Raw genomic sequence first — 16,786 nt, 5'->3', positions numbered from 1 at the left:
GGCCGGACACCCCGGCGCGCTCACCAGCCAAGGGGGGCCGTGGTCCGCTTGGCGGACCCGGTGCCCCCTGACCTGTCGTCAGGCTCCCGGGGAGCGGCGCGCGCGTCCAGGGCGGCGACGCTCCACACCAGGGCCCCGGAGGCGAAGGCCGCCGCGGCGAACACGAGCGGCCGCGCCACGCCGTCCTCCCGCGAGGCTGCCGCCACGGCGCCCGCCGCCACCAGCACCAGGGCGAGGCGCGCACCCCGGCGGGAGGCGGTGGGACCGGCCGCCAGGAGGCGGCCGACGGCGCTGTGGGCGGCGCAGGCCAGGAGGGTGGCGCCGAGCACATCGCTGGGCCGGTGCCAGTAGAGCGCCTGGACCGCCCCGGCGATGACCGCGACCCACAGCGCCCCGGCGGTGGCGACGTAGCCGCGAACGCGCCCCGGAGTGACCAGGAGCAGGCCCAGCGTGAGTGCGGCGGCGATGGCCACGTGGCCGCTGGGGAAGCTCGCGGCTCTCAGGTTGTCGTCCGCCCCGACGAGATCGGGGCGGACCAGGACGTACCTGCTGAGCGCCTCCGTCGCGGCGAGCGTGACCACCACCGTCGCGACGGCCGCGCAGCCCTCGCGCCAGCACCGCCGCACCAGGGTGACGGCGGCGATCACCACCAGGCCCGTGGCGACGGTCGCCGTCTCGTCGGTGAGGGGCGGAGGTCCCCAGGACTGGGCCAGCGGCAGGATCCGCGCCCGGTCGGCGTAGCCGCGGATCAGCGAGTTCTCCGCCCACTGACCGATCGGCGTCCATACCGCGAGCAGGTGGATGCCGAGGAACGCGAGGAGGAGCGACGGAGCGCGGACGAGGCGGGGGACGTCGTGTGACTGCCCGTCACCAACTTCGCGGGTAAGGGGCTTTCCCGGTCTCGCGCGCCCTCTGCCGGGCTCGTGGGGAGCGGTTCGGGAGGGGGCGTGGCGGTCTGGTCGTGGCATGGTGCCTTCCGTGTTCGTGCGTCGGCGCGGGGGAGCCGGGGTCCGGAATCCGCGTCCGGGGGTCATCGGGCCAGCGAGCGCGCTCGCGCCTCGCGCTCGGCGTAGACGGTGGCGCGGTGGTCGTGCATCTGCCGGAGCACCCGGTCGCGCTCCGCCACCGCCGGAATCCTGTCGACGTACAGGACACCGCCGACGTGGTCGCTCTCGTGCTGGAGGCAGCGGGCGAACAGGCCCGTGCCCCGCACCGTGACGGGTCGGCCCTGCCAGTCCTGGCCGCTGACGGTGGCGCCGGCCGGGCGGGACAGCTCCGAGGCGGCGCCGGGAACGGAGAGGCATCCCTCGCGGCGGTCGATCCGTTCCTCGCCGGTCACCACGAGCTCGGGGTTGAGGACGTGTCCGATGTGTCGGGTGCCGGTGTCGTCCGGGCAGTCGTAGACGAACAGCCGCAGGTCGACGCCGACCTGGTTGGCGGCGAGGCCCACCCCGCCGGCCACGTGCATCGTGAAGAACATGTCCTTGATCAGCTGGGCCAGTTCGCCGCCGCCGAATTCGGTGACGTCGGCGCACCGGCGGTGGAGCAGGGGATGGCCGATCTCGGTGATCGGCAGCCAGGTGCCGCCGTCGGCCTCGGCGGGCAGAGTGCGCTGCTTGTCGCTGTCGGCGGGTCGCTTCGATGTCACGGGGTGGCCTTTCGTGTAGGTCCGTCAAGACTGCGGCGGTACGGCGAGAACGCTCCGGCCGGGTCCGTCCGGTCGGAGCGTCTCCTCGCGGCATGGTCAGCGGGTGCCGCGGTCCGCCTGCTCGATCATGCGGGTCACCGCGTCGGGGCGGCTGACCATGACGGCGTGGGAGCCGCGGATCTCGGTGATGCGGGCGCCGGCCCGGCGGGCCATGAACCGCTCCAGCTTCGGGCCGATGGCCTGGTCCTGGGTGGCGACCAGGGCCCAGGAGGGCAGGGTCTTCCAGGCGGCCTGCCGCGTCTGCTGCGCGAACGCCTCGGTGGCGATGGGCCGTTGGGAGGCGGCCATGAGCTCCGCGTCCGGTGCGGGGACGTCGGCGGCGAAGGCCGCGCGGAAACGGGCCGGGTCCAGCAGGACGTCGGTGCCGGTGGTCCGGTCGGGCCGGGTGTAGCCGAAGGTCTGCTGGGGCAGCGGCGGCACGGCCGGGTCCGGGTGGCCCTCGATCAGCGCGCCGAGCGACTCGCCCTGGTCGGGCACGAACGCCGCGATGTACACCAGCGCCTTGACGTCGGGCACTCCGGCGGCGGCGTTGGTGATGACGGCGCCGCCATAGGAGTGACCGACCACGATCTTCGGTCCCTTGACGCTCTTGAGGAGCCCGGCGACGTAGGCGGCGTCGTAGTCGAGGCCGCGCAGCGGGTTGGCGACGGCGAGGACGGGATATCCCCCGCGCCGCAGCCGGGTCGCGGTGGCGTTCCATCCCGAGGCGTCGGCGAAGGCACCGTGGACCAGGACGACGGTCGGCTTGGCCCGGTGTGCCTGCGCGGCGGGCTCGTCAGGTGCCGCTGACGCGCTGGGGACGACCGTCCCCAGCGCCACTACGGTGGCGGCGGTCGCGGCGCCCAGAGCGGCGGTGCGACGGGGGGTGTTCGGGGTGGTCATGGATGAACTCCAGATGGTGGGTGGGGCCGGTTTCTTGGCGGCCTGCGAAGGGAGCCCGGTTGACGGGGGCACGGAGCCGGACGGCGTTCCGGGCAGGGGGTGGGGCTTTCTGAGCGGCACGGGGGGAGGGACGGCGGTCACGCGCGGTGGGTGAGGACGGCCTTGACCGTGGTGCCGGCCTTGACGTCGGCGACGGCGCGGTTGATGCCGGTCAGCGGATAGGTGGTGACGAGGCGGTCCAGCGGGAACCGGCCCTGGCGGTGGAGGTCGAGGAGGCGCGGGATCAGGACGCCGGGGGCCTGGTGGCCCATGACGGATCCGGTGACCGTGCGGCCCTTGAGGAGTTCGAAGGCGTTGGCCTTGAGGTCGGCGTCCAGGGCGGCGACGCCGAGGACGGCCGCCGAGCCGAGCGGCGCGAGGACCGCGACGGCGGTGTTCATGATGGGGACGGCGCCGGTGGACTCCACGCTGTAGTCCACCCCCGAGCCCCGGGTGAGGTCCATGACGGCCTCGGCGGTGTCGCCGGTGGAGGCGTCGACGAGGTCGGTGGCGCCCAACTCCTGGGCCAGGGCGAGACGGTCGGGCGTGCGGTCGACCGCGATGATGCGTGTCGCGCCGCCCGCGACCGCCGCCATGAGCGCGGCGAGACCGACGGTGCCGAGGCCGAAGACCGCCACCGTGGCGCCCGCCCGTACCCGCAGGGAGTTGAGGACGGCTCCGGCGCCGGTGATGACACCGCAGCCCAGGGGGGCGAGGGTGGTCAGCGGCAGGCTGTTGTCGGTGACTTTGACCAGGCCGCGGGGGTGGGCGAGGCCGTGGGAGGCGAACGAGGACTGGCCGAAGAAGTGGTCGTGCACCGGACGGCCCGCCGCGTCCCCCAGGCCCACCGTGCCGTCCGCGCGCCGCGCGTGGAAGTTCAGCGGGATGTGATGCTCGCAGTACGCGGGCTGCCCGCCCAGGCAGTTGCGGCAGCCGCCGCACGAGTCCAGGCTCAGCACGACCCGGTCGCCCGGGGCGAAGCCGGTCACGGCCGTGCCGACGGCCTCGACGGTGCCGGCGCCCTCGTGGCCCAGGACCACCGGGTGCGGGGTGGGGAGATGGCCGGCGGTCGCCTCCAGATCGGTGTGACACAGCCCGGCGGCCGTGTAGCGGACGAGGACCTCGTCCGGGCGCGGGTCGTCGAGTTCAAGTTCCTCGACGACGAAGTCTTCGCCGGGGCCGCGGGAGACGGCGGCGGTGGCGGTGAGGGGCATGGCGGTGCGGTCGCTTTCTGCGGGAGGGAGGCGGCCCGATCGCGTGGTGCGGCGGGCCGCCGGGAGAGGGAGCTGCTGCGGGCACGCGCGAGAACGCACCCGCATACGGGTATGGGTGGCAACTGCCAACAACTGATGGGTAGTTACGGGATCGTGTGGCCGAGGACGAGGTCGGCGGCCTTCTCGCCGATCATGATGCTCGGGGCGTTGGTGTTGCCGCTGGTTTCGTGCGGCATGACCGACGCGTCGGCGACGCGCAGGTTCCGCACCCCGTACACCTTCAGTTCGGGGTCGACGACGGCCAGGGCGTCCAGGCCCATGCGGGCGGTGCCGATCTGGTGGTGTCCGGAGACGACGGTGGCGCGCACGTGGTCGCGCAGCTGGTCGCGGGTCGTGCTGTCCGGGCCGGGCAGTACTTCACCGTCGTTCCATTCCTTGAGCGCGCCCTGCGCGGCGATGTCCCGCAGCATCTCCAGGTTGTCCACCAGGGTCTCCAGGTCGCGGGGGTCGGAGAACACCCGGGGGTCCAGGACCAGCGGGGCCGCCGGGTCGGCCGAGCGCAGCCGGACCTCGCCGCGGCTGTGGGGATGGAGGAGCTGGCCGACGGCGGAGAAGCCGTGCTCGGGCAGGTCCGTGCCGGGTACCGGATAGGTGAACGACAGGAAGAGCGGCTGGACGTCGGGGGCCACCAGGCCGGGCCGGGTCGAGGCGAAGAAGTGGGCCTCCAGGCCCTGCGCCGCCCAGGCCGGCAGGGGCTTCCTGGACTTCCAGATCAGCGGTGCCGACCAGTGGTCCTGGAGGTTGCGGCCGACGCCGGGCAGATCGGCGCGGACCCGCAGCCCGAGGGCGCGCAGCTGGTCGGCCGGTCCGACCCCGGACAGCATGAGCAGCTGCGGGGTGCCGAACACACCGCCGCTGAGGACCACGTCGTGGTCGGCCCGGGCGGTGTGCTCCTGGCCGTCGACGACGTAGGCGATTCCGGCCGCGCGGTCGCCGTCGAAGACGACGCGGGTCACGAGCGCGCCGGTGACCACGGTCAGCAGCGGGTTGTCCTGGACCGCGCGTCCGTAGGCCACCCAGGTCGACTGGCGGCGGTGGTCCTTGATGGTGTGCTGGGTGTAGCTCACCCCGTACTGGTCGCCGCTGTTGTAGTCCTCGTTGAAGGGCAGGCCGTACTGCGTGGCCGCCTCCACCCATGAGCGCACCAGCGCGTCGGGGCCGGGATTGCGCTGCACGTGCAGTGGTCCGCCGGTGCCGCGCCCGCCCTCCGGTCCGCCGTCGAAGCCTTCCAGGCGGCGGAAGTACGGCTCGACGTCCTTCCAGGACCAGCCGGCCGCGCCCTGGTAGGCCCAGGAGTCGTAGTCCGCCGCCGCGCCCCGGACGTAGATCATGCCGTTGAACGAGCTGGACCCGCCCAGCGTCCTGCCGCGCGGCCAGGGCAGCCGCCGTCCGTCGGCGTGGGTCTGCGGCTCGGTCTGGAAGGCCCAGTCCCAGTCGCTGTTCCACAACTGCACGGAGCGGGTGGGGTCGTGGATCGCCTCGGTGCCGTCGACCGGCCCCGCCTCCACAAGGAGCACCTTGCGTCCGGCGTCCACCAGCCGCCGCGCGACCACCGACCCGGCCGAACCCGCGCCCACCACGATGTTGTCGAAGCCCACACTGCTCATGACGTTCCTCTTGCCTCGGCTGTAGTCGCCGGAGGACCCTGCTGGCAGGTGGTGTCGTCCGGCGCGTGCGGTGATCACAGTGCCCCGGCCGCGGCGCCCACCGGATCTGTCATCGGATCTGTCATGAGGACGGGGTTTCTGCCTCCGGCGCCGGTCTCGGGGGACCAGGTACGCCGGGTGTGCCGGATGCGCCGGGCCGTCCGCTGTGCCGGATGCGCCGGGCCGTCCGCCGGGCGCGGGCACCTGTCGCGCCGAGCAGACGCGGGGCGCCCTCTTCCCCTCCGGCCCCCGGAGAGGCGGGCGTGCAGCCGCCGGGCAGGTGGAGCGGCAGGCCCTCCGCCATTTCATTAATGGTTCAACTTGTTCACGTATCATCGTCGCAGTGATCACCGGAAGAAACCCGGAGCTGGACATGGTCCGCCAGCTCCTCGCACAGGCGGCCGACGGCAGCGGCGCGAGCCTCCTCTTCGTCGGAGAACCGGGCGCGGGCAAGACGACGCTCCTCGACCGGGCCGCGCGTCTGGACGACGGCGTGACCACGCTCAGCTGCCGTGGCACGCTCACCGAGAGCCATCTGCCCTACTCCGCCCTGCACGAGCTCCTCGCCCCCCGCACCGCGGACCTGCGACGGCTGCCGCCGGCCCAACGGGCGGCCCTGCGGGGCGCCCTCGGGATCGAGGCCAGGCAGGCGGACCGCTTCCTCGTCGCCACCGCCCTGTTCCAGCTCATCACCGTGCTCGCCGAGGACCGCACGGTCCTCCTGCTCGTCGACGACCTCCAGTGGATCGACAACGACTCCCGCGACGCGCTGCTCTTCGCGCTCCGGCGGCTGTACTCCCACTCCGTGGCCGCCGTATTCGCGGCCCGGCCCGGCATGGAACATCTCGCCGACCGCGCGGACATGCGCTGCGAGGAACTGCCCCCGCTCACCGACGGCCAGGCCCGCGACGTCCTGGCGCGGCACCTGCCCACCGCCGAGCCGGACACCGTGGAGCGCATCCTGCGCGCGGCCCGGGGCAACCCCCTGGCGCTGGTCGAGACCGCGAAGGCGGCCGGCCTTTCCTGCCCGTCCGGGCCGCTGCCGGTCGGGCAGGCGTTCCGCCGCGAGATCCGGCGGCTCTCGTCCAACGCCCAGGGCATGCTCCTCCTCGCGGCGGCCGGCCAGCACGAGCCCCTCGCGACGCTCATCAAGGCCGCCAACCTCCTGCGGCTCCAGGCCGACGGCCTCGACGAGGCGTTCACGGCCGGCATCCTGCGCTTCGACCGCGGGCGCACCGAATTCCGCCACCCGCTCCTGCAGCAGACCGTGTACGAGGAGGCCAGCCCCGTCCGCCGCATGGCCACCCACCAGGCACTCGCCGAAGTGGCCGCCGAAGAGCGGCGCGTATGGCACCTGGCGGCGGTGCTCAGCGATCCGGACGACTCCGTGGCGGCGGCGCTGCACGCCCACGCCGAGACATGCCTGGAACGCGGCGCCCCGCACGCCGCACTCCAGGCCTTGGTCCGCGCGGCCGACCTCTCCACCGACCCCGCGGACCGGGCCGATCGGCTCACGCTCGCGGCACAGGAGTCCTGGCTGGTCGGTGACCTCCGCCAGGTGCGCGACTTGCTGGCGCGCGTCGACCTCACGAAGGCCACGCCCGTCTGCCACGGCCGGACGCTGGCCCTGCGCGGACTCCTCGAATACTTCACCGGGTCGGTGACCCGCGCCGCCCACCTCTCCGTGGAAGCCGCACGCCTGCTGGCCCCCACCGACCCGGACCACGCCGCCGGAACACTGAAACTGGCCCTGCGAAGCATGTGGATCCAGAACGACACCACGGGCATCGCCTCCCTGGCGGACGAGCTGCTCCCCGGCGCCTTCGCCGGGCGCGACGACCTCACCCGCGAACTGGAACAGCGCATTCGCATCAGCCTCGCCGCCGCCCCCACACAGAAGGACCACGAGGACTGGCCGCGCTCGCGGCTGCGGCAGGCCCCCGACGACTCCCGCTGGGACCTGGACCACGTTCCCTCGGTCCACGCCGTCTCCACGGACAGCGAAGACCTGGCCGCCGACGCCTACCGGACCCGGGCCACCCAGCTGCGCCACACCGCCGCCACCCAGGCCCAGCTCCCCGAGGTCCTCTCGGAGCTCGCCGCCACCGAAGTCCTCGCGGGACACTGGGACGAGGCCGCCCAGCACCTGCGCGAATCCCGCCAACTGGCGCGCGAGTACGGCATGGTGGCCATCGAGGCCGCCAACGAGATCCAGCTCGGCTGGCTGGCCGCACTGCGGGGCGACGAAGAGGTGTGCCATCACCACGTGCGGACCGGCCTGCGGCTGCTGTCACCCCATCCGCGCACCTTCATGACCGCCCTCGCACAGATCATCCTCGGGCTGCTCGACCTCGGCCTGGGCCGGCCCTCCCAAGCCCTGGACCACTGGCTGCCCGTGCTCGTCGGCAGCGGACCCGCGGCCCATCCCCCTGCCGCCGCCCTGATCACGGCCGACGTGGCCGAGGCGGCGGCGCTGAGCGGACGCGCCGACGAGGTCCGCGACCTCCTGCGCACCGCAAGCCCAGCGGATCCCCGCGATTCCGGCAGTGCCGGGGCCATCGCCCACCGCGTCGAGGGGCTCCTCACCCAGTGCCCGGAGGATGCCCTGTCCTGCTTCGACAACGCGGTGGACGCTGAGGCGGCCCTGACCCCCCACCGCCCCTTCAACCATGCGCGCGCCCAACTCCTGCAAGGCGAGACACTGCGCCGACTGGGCCGGCGAAACGAAGCGCGCACCTCTCTAGAAGCGGCCCGCACGATGTTCCACCGGCTCGGCGCGGCTCCCTGGCGGGCACGGGCGGAGCGGGAGCTCACCCACGTGTGCTCCACGGTCTCAAGTCCCGCGAGCCGACTGGGACTGACCCTGCAGGAGTGGCGCATCAGCCGTCACGCGGCCCTGGGCCGCTCCAACAAGGAGATCGCGGCCCACCTCCACCTCAGCCCCCGCACCGTCGGCTACCACCTCTCCAACTCCTACGCCAAACTCGCCGTCACCAGCCGGGCACAGCTCCGCGACATCCCCGAACTCCTCGCCCCGAAACAGAATCCGCCCTCCCGTAACCGCGGCCCCGCTGCCCGTCGGCACGTCTGTGCGGATCAGTGGCACAGGCCCGCGCTCATGGCGTCTTCGAGGTGTTCGACGGCTTGGCCGGTCTTGGGCTCCAGGTTCATCGTGACGCTGGTGGAGCGGCCGTCGTCGGTGGCTCCGGACCAGGTGCCGTAGCCGGGGATGGCGCCGCTGTGGCCCCAGGCGACGCACGTGTCCGACAACTGGACCCTCATGACACCCAGTCCCATCGCGTAGCCCTTCTGCACGGGGACGGTGGTACGCATCTGCGTGATCTGCTCTTCCTTGAGGAGGACGTGGTCCTTCTCCTTGAGCAGCGTGGAGAAGAAGCGGTTGAGGTCGGCGGGGGTGGAGACCATCGCTCCTCCCGCCCAGGACGCGGACGGGTCGATCTCGGTGACGTCGCGGGGTACGCCCGGGGACTCCACGCTGTAGCCCTGGGAGTGGCGTTCGCGGATCGTCGTCTCGCCGGGGGCGGGGAAGTAGGTGTGGCGCAGCCCGAGTTGCCGGAGGATGCGCTGATCGATCTGCTCGGCGACGGGCCGTCCGGTGACCTTCTCCACGATCATTCCCGCCACCAGGTAGTTGGTGCTGCTGTAGGCCCAGTGGCCCTGCTCCGTGGGGTCGAAGACGGTTTCGTGCCGGAGAGCGATGTCAAGGGCGTCGCGGGGAGAGACGTAACGGCGCTGGAGGATGTCGTCGGTGACGTCGACCTCGTAGTCGGGCAGTCCGCTGGTGTGCTGCAGGAGCTGACGCACCGTGATGCGGTTCCCGTCGATCCCCTTCCCGCGGACGAGGCCCGGCAGGTAGGTCTCGACCGGTGCGTCGAGGCGGATCCTGCCCTCGCCGACCAGTTGCAGCACGACCACCGCGGTGAACGTCTTGGTCACACTGCCGATCCGCACCTGACCGTCCCGGAGCATCTTCGCGTGCGTGTCCAGGTCCCCCACACCCGCGGTGTAGGTACGCAAGTTCCCCTTGGCGTCCCGTACGCTCGCCACTGCGCCGGGGGCATGGTCGGAGCGCAGCAGCGTCTCCAGTTTCCGTCGTACGGGATCCGGCTGGACGGCGCTCGCGGGCGCCATCGTCCCGGCAGTGACAACCGTGACAGCGGCGGCCAGGGTCAGGGCAGTGAGGGTGCGGCGAATACGCATCCGTGTTCCTCCGAGCGGCGTTGACGGTTCTTGACGACAAGATCAACTCTGCTGGCGGGGTGCGCCGTTGCCATCAGTGATCACCCCGACCCGACCCCGGGTCCACCCCGAAGCGAACCCTCGGCGCACCCCTGAGAGGCTGCCCCTCCCAGAGCCCACGCTGCGCGAGAAGCCTCAACTCACCCACTGCGCGGCGATTGGGCGAGGGGCGGCTACCGACCGGCGCTCTCCCCGTTGCGCCGGAGAAGACGGTGCGCGACGCACCTGTCCCCAAGGCATTCCCGCTGTTCACCCGGGAACGGCGCGTTCCCGCAGATGGCTGAGGTACTTGGGGACTCCCGGGACACGTGACACATCGCGGGGGACGAGGCCGCTCAACAGGCTGATGCGGTCTTTCGACCCCGTCGGCCGCAGCCCTGAATGTTGACCGGCGTCACGGCCTGCCCGCAGGCGATCCGGCCCAGGATGTCCTTGTAGATGCAGAGCACGTCCTCGATCTGCCAGGGTTCGAGACTCTGGAGCCCCTGCGGGAAGGCGCGCTTGGGTAAGTACCTGTCACTTGGGGAGCACTGGATCCCGAGAGCTTTCGTGCCGTCCCTCGTGCCTCTGTGGAGGTAGACGAAGGCAGGGCTCATGCCCAGGTACGCGGCGAGGTGGTCGGCGACGTCGTACACGTACATTTCACCGATGCCTGGCACATGACGGACCAAACGATCGACCAGCGTGATCAGGTCGTCGAATCCTTCCTGCTCGGCAAGTGCCTCCTTGTTGGGCTGCAGGTAGGCGTCGGTGACCTTGGCGTACAGGGACTTGGTGCCGCGCTGGTGGCTCTCCTGCGTTCCGAACGCGTTCTCGCATCGTCCGCTGTAGCGGATTGCGTGTTCCAGAGAGGGCTGGTTGCGGTACCAGGCACGTTCGTCCTCTTCCGACGGCAGCCACCGCCGACGGTAGTCCTTCGCGATGCGCGTCAACGTCTCCCGTGCCCGGGCAGAGTTGAGGTCGGCCATAGTCTCAGCCTACGAGTTCCGGCTACGTTCAGCAGTCGACCGGACGGCAAAACTGTGACGGGGTACGCGCCGGAGGCGAGAACCCTGGAAGGTCTCGGTTGCTCTTGGTGGGCTCTGCGTATGTGCATGGTGAATCACGATGCCTCCGCATGCTGGCGTGGACGTCATTAGCGATGGAGCCGACCAGTTCCTCCGACGGTAGGCTCACAGTTCTGTCGCGCGGCTGCACGGCGCCTGTGTGACGGTAGGTCCGTGGTCAGCTCGGCCTATCTGCGGACGGCTCGGCCGCTCCCCGGATTTCACGGCGTTTGGCGATCCAGTGCCCCGTGACGAAGAGCAGCCCGATCGAGGCGGCTGTGGTGATCAAGGCGAGAGTGGGGAACTCGTCGTCACCGTCCGGGTATCGGTCGCCGCACAGCCGGACCAGCCGAGGGTGCTCGCGGGCTGCTTCCAGGCACACCCGGTCGCCCTGACTCGGGTGGGGGTAGCCGCCGTGGGGTGTCTTGCGGACCGTGTGGCGGTGGCCGGCGACGGTGTACGCGATCTCACCGCTGATCTGTCCCTTGCCGGTGGGTAGCACGACGCGGGAGACGACGCCCGTGACCCGTACTCCGTTCTTGTCGAGCAGCTCCGCCTGCTGCCACTGATGCGCCATCATGCCTGCGCCGATGCCCATGGCGACGAGGAGAACCGCAACGATCAGGGCATGCCACCGATGCCTGAGAGCCCGAATCCGCGGAATCCTCAAGGACGTATCTCTTTCTGCGTGCGGCTCGACGGACTCGGGCACCGCTGATGTTTGACGGCAACACCTCACGTTAGCCACCCGTTGTCGAGCGCGACGGCGAATTGCGGCCGGCGGGGCCCCGGGCGGCATGATTTCGGGGGACCGCCGTGCGCTCGGCGTCCTCCCTCCCGCGGGCTGACCTACCGTCAGATCACCGCGTTGGGGCAGGGCGTGTCGGTCGGCGCGACCGCTCGTTACGATCACGGTCCTCGCATCCACCGACCTGGAGGGCCGTGCATCGGAGAAGGGCTCACCACGTCACCATGGCTAACCGCGTGTCCGGCCACACCCCGGCAGAACGCCGCGAATACGTCCCGCCACTGGATCCCACGCCGCCCGGGGCCAACCCGAAGGTGCTGCACGACGAACTCGTCGCCGCGGCGGAGTGGGTGTCCCAATACCTGAGTGAGCTGCCTGGGGGGCCGGTGAGCAGCCCGATTCCAGTGCGGCGGCGGGTGAGGCTGCGCGACGCGCCGCTCGGCCGCAGAGGGCAGGAGCTGGGCCGGGTACTGGACTTCGTCCGGGACGAGATCGCTCCGTACCCGACCGGGAACGGCCACCCCGCCTTCTTCGCCTGGGTCAACTCGCCGCCCGCCCCCGCGGGGATCATCGGCGACCTTCTGGCCTGTGCCATCAACGCCACCTGCGGCATGGGCGAGAACGCTCTGATGGACCTGGAACGCGGAACCGTGCGGATGCTCGCCGGCCTGGCCGCCCTGCCCGACACCACCGGTGGCGTTCTGACCAGCGGTGGTTCCATGGCCAACCTGCTCGCCCTGGCCACCGCCCGCACCTGGTTCCTCACCCGCCGCGGCAGCGGCGACGGCCCCGCCTACGACCGCGACCACGCTCGGCTCACGCTCTACTACAGCGCCCAAGCACACATGTCCGTCGCCAAGGCAGCCGCCTGCATCGGCCTGCCCGCCCACCGGCTGCGCCCCATCGCCACCGACGCGTACGACCGGCTGGATCCCGCCGCGCTGCAGGCCGCAGTCACCGACGACCTGGACGCGGGTCTGCTGCCGTTCTGCACGGTCACCACGCTGGGCACGACCGCCACGGGCGCCGTCGACCCGCTCGAACCCGTCACGGACCTGTGCCGGAGCGCCGGGATGTGGCACCACGCCGACGGCGCCTGGGGCGGGCTCGGCGCCGCCGTCCCGGCCCTGGCACCCCTTTACCGGGGGATCGAGAATGTCGACTCACTGACCGTCGACCCCCACAAGACCCTCAGCGTGCCGGTCGGATGCGGCGCCCTGCTCGTCCCCGACCCGGCGCATCTGCACACGGCCTTCGCGCATCGCGCCTCCTACCTCACCTCCGGTGAACCGGACGTGCTGCCCTGGCTCTCCCACGCCACGATCGAGCTGACCCGCCCCGGCACCCGGGCCCTGGCCCTGTGGGCCACCCTGAACCACCTGGGCCACGACGGGATCACTGCCTTGATCGAGCAGTACCTGACCCTCGCCGACCGGCTGCGCCACAAGATCACCGCGGAACCCCGGCTGGAACTGATGTCCGGCGGTCCCTGGCCGGTCGTCTGCTTCCGCCTCACCGCCCAGGACCACGGGGACCAGGACCAACTCCACACCCGGATCGCCCACCGCGTCCAAGCCGCAGGACGCGCCTACCTCGCCACCGTCGCCGTGCGCGACCGCACCGTCCTGCGCGCCTGCCTGTGCAATTACCGCACCACCCCGGAAGACCTGGACCTGTTGATGGGCGAGGTCCTCGACGCCGCCGACGCCGACCAGGGCCCCGCCGACCCTCAAGGTGGCCGGCCGGTACGTCAGCAGTGACCACAGCCGTACCGTCGGCCACGGCCAGCGCGAGCGCGTGAGCCGCGACAGCCTCGACGACCGGCGGCCCGCAGTCTCACGGGCCGCCGGAAACACGCATGGTCCACGTCAGGTCAAGGCACGCTCAATAGCGTGCGCAGCGTCCAACGACTTGTCGCTCCCTCGGTCAGTAACAGACTTCCCGGTTGCGGTCCGCCTACAGTCCGTAGGGTCCTCGTCACGGCTGGGGCGGCCGACGTCCTGGCACCAACGGCAAGGAGCGGATACCGGTATGGCAAATGTGGAGGTCTCCCTCAAAGAGACGATGACCTCGATCGAGGGCGCTCTCGGAGCGGCCCTGGTCGACTACACCAGTGGTATGGCACTGGGGTCGCTGGGTGGCAGCAAGGGCCTTGACCTGGCCGTCGCGGCGGCAGGCAACACGGACGTGATCCGGGCCAAAGTCCGCACCATGGAGCTCCTCGGACTCAAGGACGGGATCGAGGACGTGCTGATCACGCTCGGCGCCCAGTACCACCTCATCCGACTGCTGAAGGGCCGCGGGGGCAGCGGGCTCTTCCTGTACCTCGTGCTGGACAAGGCGAAGTCCAATCTGGCCATGGCCCGCCACCAGTTGATGCGTATCGAGGCCGGGCTGGAGATCTAGACGCCGTCCGCCCTACCGGCCCCAGCATGCCCAGGAGTTGAAGATTTCTTCAACTGGCCACATCCCAATCTGGTTATTTCCCGGGGCATGCGGGGCCGGGAGGGCGAAGATCGGTGTGTCCGACACCGTCCGACACCGTCCGCGACAGGGAGCGGGGCTGCGGCGGCGCCCGGCAGTCACGTACGCAGGAGCGATTCACCATGCAGGTACCCCTCTACCAGGCCAAGGCCGAGTTCTTCCGCATGCTCGGGCACCCCGTGCGCATCCGCGTACTGGAACTCCTGCAGAACGGTCCCGTGCCCGTGCGTGACCTGCTGAACGAAATCGAGATCGAACCTTCCAGCCTCTCCCAGCAACTGGCCGTCCTGCGCCGCTCCGGCATCGTGGTTTCGGTCCGCGAGGGGGCCACGGTCAGCTACGCGCTCGCCGGAGGAGACGTCGCCGACCTCCTGCGCGCCGCACGCCGCATCCTCACCGAACTCCTCGTCGGCCAAAGCCAGCTCCTGGCTGAACTCCGCCAGGCCGACGTGCACCCCGGCCTGTCGCATCAGGACGTGCGCCAGACCTCATAGAGGGACAAGACAGCCGGCTTCACCGGCGGTAGCGGTGGGGCCGCAGCGTCCCGGGTCCGGCCGCAGCCCCGATCGTCGTCCGTGACCGCGAAGCCTCAGCAAGGGCGCTCGGTCCCTTGCCGCCCTACGGCGACACCCGAACCGCTCAGACGGGTACGCGCAGGCCGGTGACCCCGTGGGGAGCCGCTGCGCCGGTGGCGTAGTGCACGTACTCCCGCTCCAGGCGGAAACCCGCGTGCCAGGCGAGCAGGCGGCTGGCACGGTTGTACCGGGAGCAGGTCCAGCTGGCGGTCCGCCCGCGTGCGGCGGCGTCCGCGCCGAGCGCGAGCACGCAGCTGAGGGCGAGGTGCCGGCGGCGGTGGTCGGGGGCTGTGACGACGGCGATGTCCTCGTACCGGCTGCCGCGGAAGTAGGTGCAGGCGATGGCCAGAAGGCGGCCTTTGTCGAACGCGCCCCAGGCGCATCCGGAGGCGGCGAGCTCGCCGGGGCCACCCCAACTGGCGTGGATCCAGGCCGCGTCGGCGCCGAGTGCGGCCAGCCTGCGGGTGTCGGAGGCGGTGATGCGGCGCACGATCACACCGCGCGGTGGACGGGGCGCGGTCGGTTGCTCCCGCTGTACGTACACCATGCGCTCCCAGGGCACGACCCGGTCGAAGGCGGAGCCGAGTACCGGCAGGAAGCGGCTCGGCGCCAACACGTAGTGGCCGGAGAGGGGTGTCAGGGCCGTGGGGTCGAGGGCGTCCGGGTTGCCGCGGAGCAGGACGTGGCCCGCGCAGGCGACGGCGATCGCGCGGGGCCGGTCGGCGCGGTCCGCCCAGAGTCGGCCTGTTGCGGTGAGAACGTGTTCGGCCAGGGCGGTGGGGCCCGCTGTCGCGCGGGGGAACCAGCCGCTGTACCCGGGGAGTTGGCGGCGAGAGAGCTCGATCATGTTGAGGTCACCTGATTCGGGGTGGCGGGGGTTTGATCAGGGGTGGCCCGTCCGCCGGAACGGACCACCCCTGCGGGCGGTGCTAGGCCGCCGCCTTGCTGCCGTGGTTGGCCTTCTTCTTGCGGCGGGCCTTCTTCTTGCGTGCGCGCTTGGACATGCGGGGTCTCTCCTTCAGGCGGTGTGGCCGACGAGCAGGGAGGCGAGCTTGTTGAGGCGCTGTACCGAGCGGTTCTCGGTGGCGGCGGGGGCCGGGGCGACGCGTTCGTCGCGGTCGTAGTAGGCGCCGTTGACGATCTCGGTGGCCGGGTCGCAGAGGCGTACGACGTGGGCGGCGCCCTTCGCGGCGCTGTCTCCTTCGTGCGCGTAGAGCGGACGCAGTGACGTTTCGCAGACGCCGGGGTGCAGGGAGACGGCGGTGACCCGGGGGTCGGCGGCGAAGACCGTGAGGGCGAGCTGGGACTGGGCGTAGGCGGCGAGCCGGGAGTAGCGCCGGGCCCGGTTGGGGTCGGACCACTGGATGTTGGCGGTGCGGTGGAGCGAGGAGGACACGTTGACGACGCGGCCGCCGGGGTCGCTGGTGAGGGCGGGTTCGAGGAGGCAGGTGAGGAGGTAGTGGGCGAGGAAGTTGACCTGGAAGGCGACCTCGTTGCCGTCGGCCGTGACGGTGTGCCGCTCGGGGGCGGCGATGGCGGCGTTGTTGACGAGGACGTCGAGGTGCGGGTGCGCTTCGATGACACGGTGTGCCAGCACCTCGACCTCGTCGAGGCGGGTGAAGTCGGCGCCGTACGCGCACAGGCGGGCGGCGTCGATGCCGGCGGTGGCGATGAGCCGGTCGGCGGCGGCCTGGGCCTCCTCGGCCGTGCGGCCGTGGACCAGGACGGTGGCGCCGCGCTCGGCGAGCTGTCGCGCGGTCTCGTAGCCGATGCCGGAAGTGGCTCCGGTGACCAGGACGGTACGGCCGGACAGGGATGCGGAGGTCATGGTGGACTCCTGGGTCGGGGCACGCCGATCGCGCCCCGGGCGGGGCGGTGGGCATGCGGAGAGAAATGAGGACGCGCGTACGCCGCCGGGCATGGGAACGACGGCGGCGTACGCGCGGGGGAGGCGCGGCTCTAGGGAGCCGACGCGGGAACAGCACGCACTACCGGAGGCACCGGATGCGGTGGCCGGTCGTCATGGCGCGGACTGCTGTTCACGACATTCATCCAACTCCGGGCCGAACGCGGACTCAAGGGACCGGGCCAGTCCTTGACGGTCTTCTGATAGGGGTCAGTCGA

The 16,786-nt window shown here is 71.5% G+C and carries 13 protein-coding genes and 1 pseudogene; 4 read left to right on the top strand and 10 right to left on the bottom strand.

What is annotated here, in order from left to right; all coding sequences use genetic code 11:
• Window positions 1-20 precede the first annotated feature (20 nt).
• The 5 genes from AB5J87_RS00720 to AB5J87_RS00700 all read right to left on the bottom strand — a co-directional run bounded on the left by AB5J87_RS00720 (window position 21) and on the right by AB5J87_RS00700 (window position 5,510).
• Window positions 21-968: a phosphatase PAP2 family protein gene (locus tag AB5J87_RS00720; RefSeq protein WP_369372696.1), complete on the bottom strand. Its 948-nt coding sequence runs from the start codon at window positions 966-968 to the stop codon at window positions 21-23.
• A gap of 62 nt (window positions 969-1,030) precedes the next feature.
• Window positions 1,031-1,648, bottom strand: a complete 618-nt coding sequence (gene def / locus AB5J87_RS00715; RefSeq protein ID WP_369372694.1) for a peptide deformylase — start codon at window positions 1,646-1,648, stop codon at window positions 1,031-1,033.
• A gap of 96 nt (window positions 1,649-1,744) precedes the next feature.
• On the bottom strand, window positions 1,745-2,590 hold the full coding sequence (locus tag AB5J87_RS00710) for an alpha/beta fold hydrolase (RefSeq protein ID WP_369372692.1): 846 nt from the start codon (window positions 2,588-2,590) through the stop codon (window positions 1,745-1,747).
• 137 nt (window positions 2,591-2,727) lie between these two features.
• Window positions 2,728-3,843, bottom strand: coding sequence for an NAD(P)-dependent alcohol dehydrogenase (locus tag AB5J87_RS00705; protein ID WP_369372690.1), 1,116 nt, complete (start codon window positions 3,841-3,843; stop codon window positions 2,728-2,730).
• Window positions 3,844-3,986: 143 nt separating this feature from the next.
• Window positions 3,987-5,510: a GMC family oxidoreductase gene (locus AB5J87_RS00700; RefSeq protein ID WP_369372688.1), complete on the bottom strand. Its 1,524-nt coding sequence runs from the start codon at window positions 5,508-5,510 to the stop codon at window positions 3,987-3,989.
• A 205-nt stretch (window positions 5,511-5,715) separates the two neighbouring features.
• Between AB5J87_RS00700 and AB5J87_RS00695 the strand changes: the two are divergent.
• A pseudogene (locus AB5J87_RS00695) lies at window positions 5,716-8,547 on the top strand (helix-turn-helix transcriptional regulator); the annotation flags it as partial.
• Between the two features lie 98 nt (window positions 8,548-8,645).
• On the opposite strand, the gene AB5J87_RS00690 reads toward AB5J87_RS00695, so the two are convergent.
• From AB5J87_RS00690 to AB5J87_RS00680, 3 genes are all read right to left on the bottom strand, one after another.
• Window positions 8,646-9,770 (bottom strand): serine hydrolase domain-containing protein, encoded by a 1,125-nt coding sequence (locus AB5J87_RS00690; RefSeq protein ID WP_369372686.1) that lies wholly within the window; start codon window positions 9,768-9,770, stop codon window positions 8,646-8,648.
• Window positions 9,771-10,144: 374 nt separating this feature from the next.
• Entirely contained in the window at window positions 10,145-10,777 is a 633-nt protein-coding gene (locus AB5J87_RS00685) for a hypothetical protein (protein WP_369372684.1), read from the bottom strand.
• 256 nt (window positions 10,778-11,033) lie between these two features.
• Window positions 11,034-11,453, bottom strand: a complete 420-nt coding sequence (locus AB5J87_RS00680) for a hypothetical protein (protein WP_369372682.1) — start codon at window positions 11,451-11,453, stop codon at window positions 11,034-11,036.
• A 374-nt stretch (window positions 11,454-11,827) separates the two neighbouring features.
• Between AB5J87_RS00680 and AB5J87_RS00675 the strand changes: the two genes are divergently transcribed.
• The 3 genes from AB5J87_RS00675 (at window position 11,828) to AB5J87_RS00665 (ending at window position 14,581) form a co-directional block, all read left to right on the top strand.
• Window positions 11,828-13,363, top strand: coding sequence for an aspartate aminotransferase family protein (locus tag AB5J87_RS00675; RefSeq protein WP_369372681.1), 1,536 nt, complete (start codon window positions 11,828-11,830; stop codon window positions 13,361-13,363).
• Between the two features lie 271 nt (window positions 13,364-13,634).
• Window positions 13,635-14,009, top strand: a complete 375-nt coding sequence (locus AB5J87_RS00670; RefSeq protein WP_369372679.1) for a hypothetical protein — start codon at window positions 13,635-13,637, stop codon at window positions 14,007-14,009.
• Window positions 14,010-14,209: 200 nt separating this feature from the next.
• The gene (locus AB5J87_RS00665; RefSeq protein WP_369372678.1) at window positions 14,210-14,581 is read left to right on the top strand and encodes an ArsR/SmtB family transcription factor; all 372 of its coding nucleotides are present in this window, start codon (window positions 14,210-14,212) and stop codon (window positions 14,579-14,581) included.
• Window positions 14,582-14,726: 145 nt separating this feature from the next.
• Here AB5J87_RS00665 and AB5J87_RS00660 read toward each other — a convergent pair whose 3' ends face one another.
• Together AB5J87_RS00660 and AB5J87_RS00655 are read right to left on the bottom strand one after the other, a co-directional pair.
• Window positions 14,727-15,509 (bottom strand): GNAT family N-acetyltransferase, encoded by a 783-nt coding sequence (locus AB5J87_RS00660; RefSeq protein ID WP_369372677.1) that lies wholly within the window; start codon window positions 15,507-15,509, stop codon window positions 14,727-14,729.
• A gap of 171 nt (window positions 15,510-15,680) precedes the next feature.
• Window positions 15,681-16,490 (bottom strand): SDR family NAD(P)-dependent oxidoreductase, encoded by an 810-nt coding sequence (locus tag AB5J87_RS00655; RefSeq protein ID WP_369372676.1) that lies wholly within the window; start codon window positions 16,488-16,490, stop codon window positions 15,681-15,683.
• Between the last annotated feature and the right edge of the window lie 296 nt (window positions 16,491-16,786).

Source organism: Streptomyces sp. cg36, from assembly GCF_041080675.1.
Taxonomy (GTDB): Bacteria; Actinomycetota; Actinomycetes; order Streptomycetales; family Streptomycetaceae; genus Streptomyces.
This window is presented reverse-complemented; position numbering and strand designations above follow the sequence as displayed.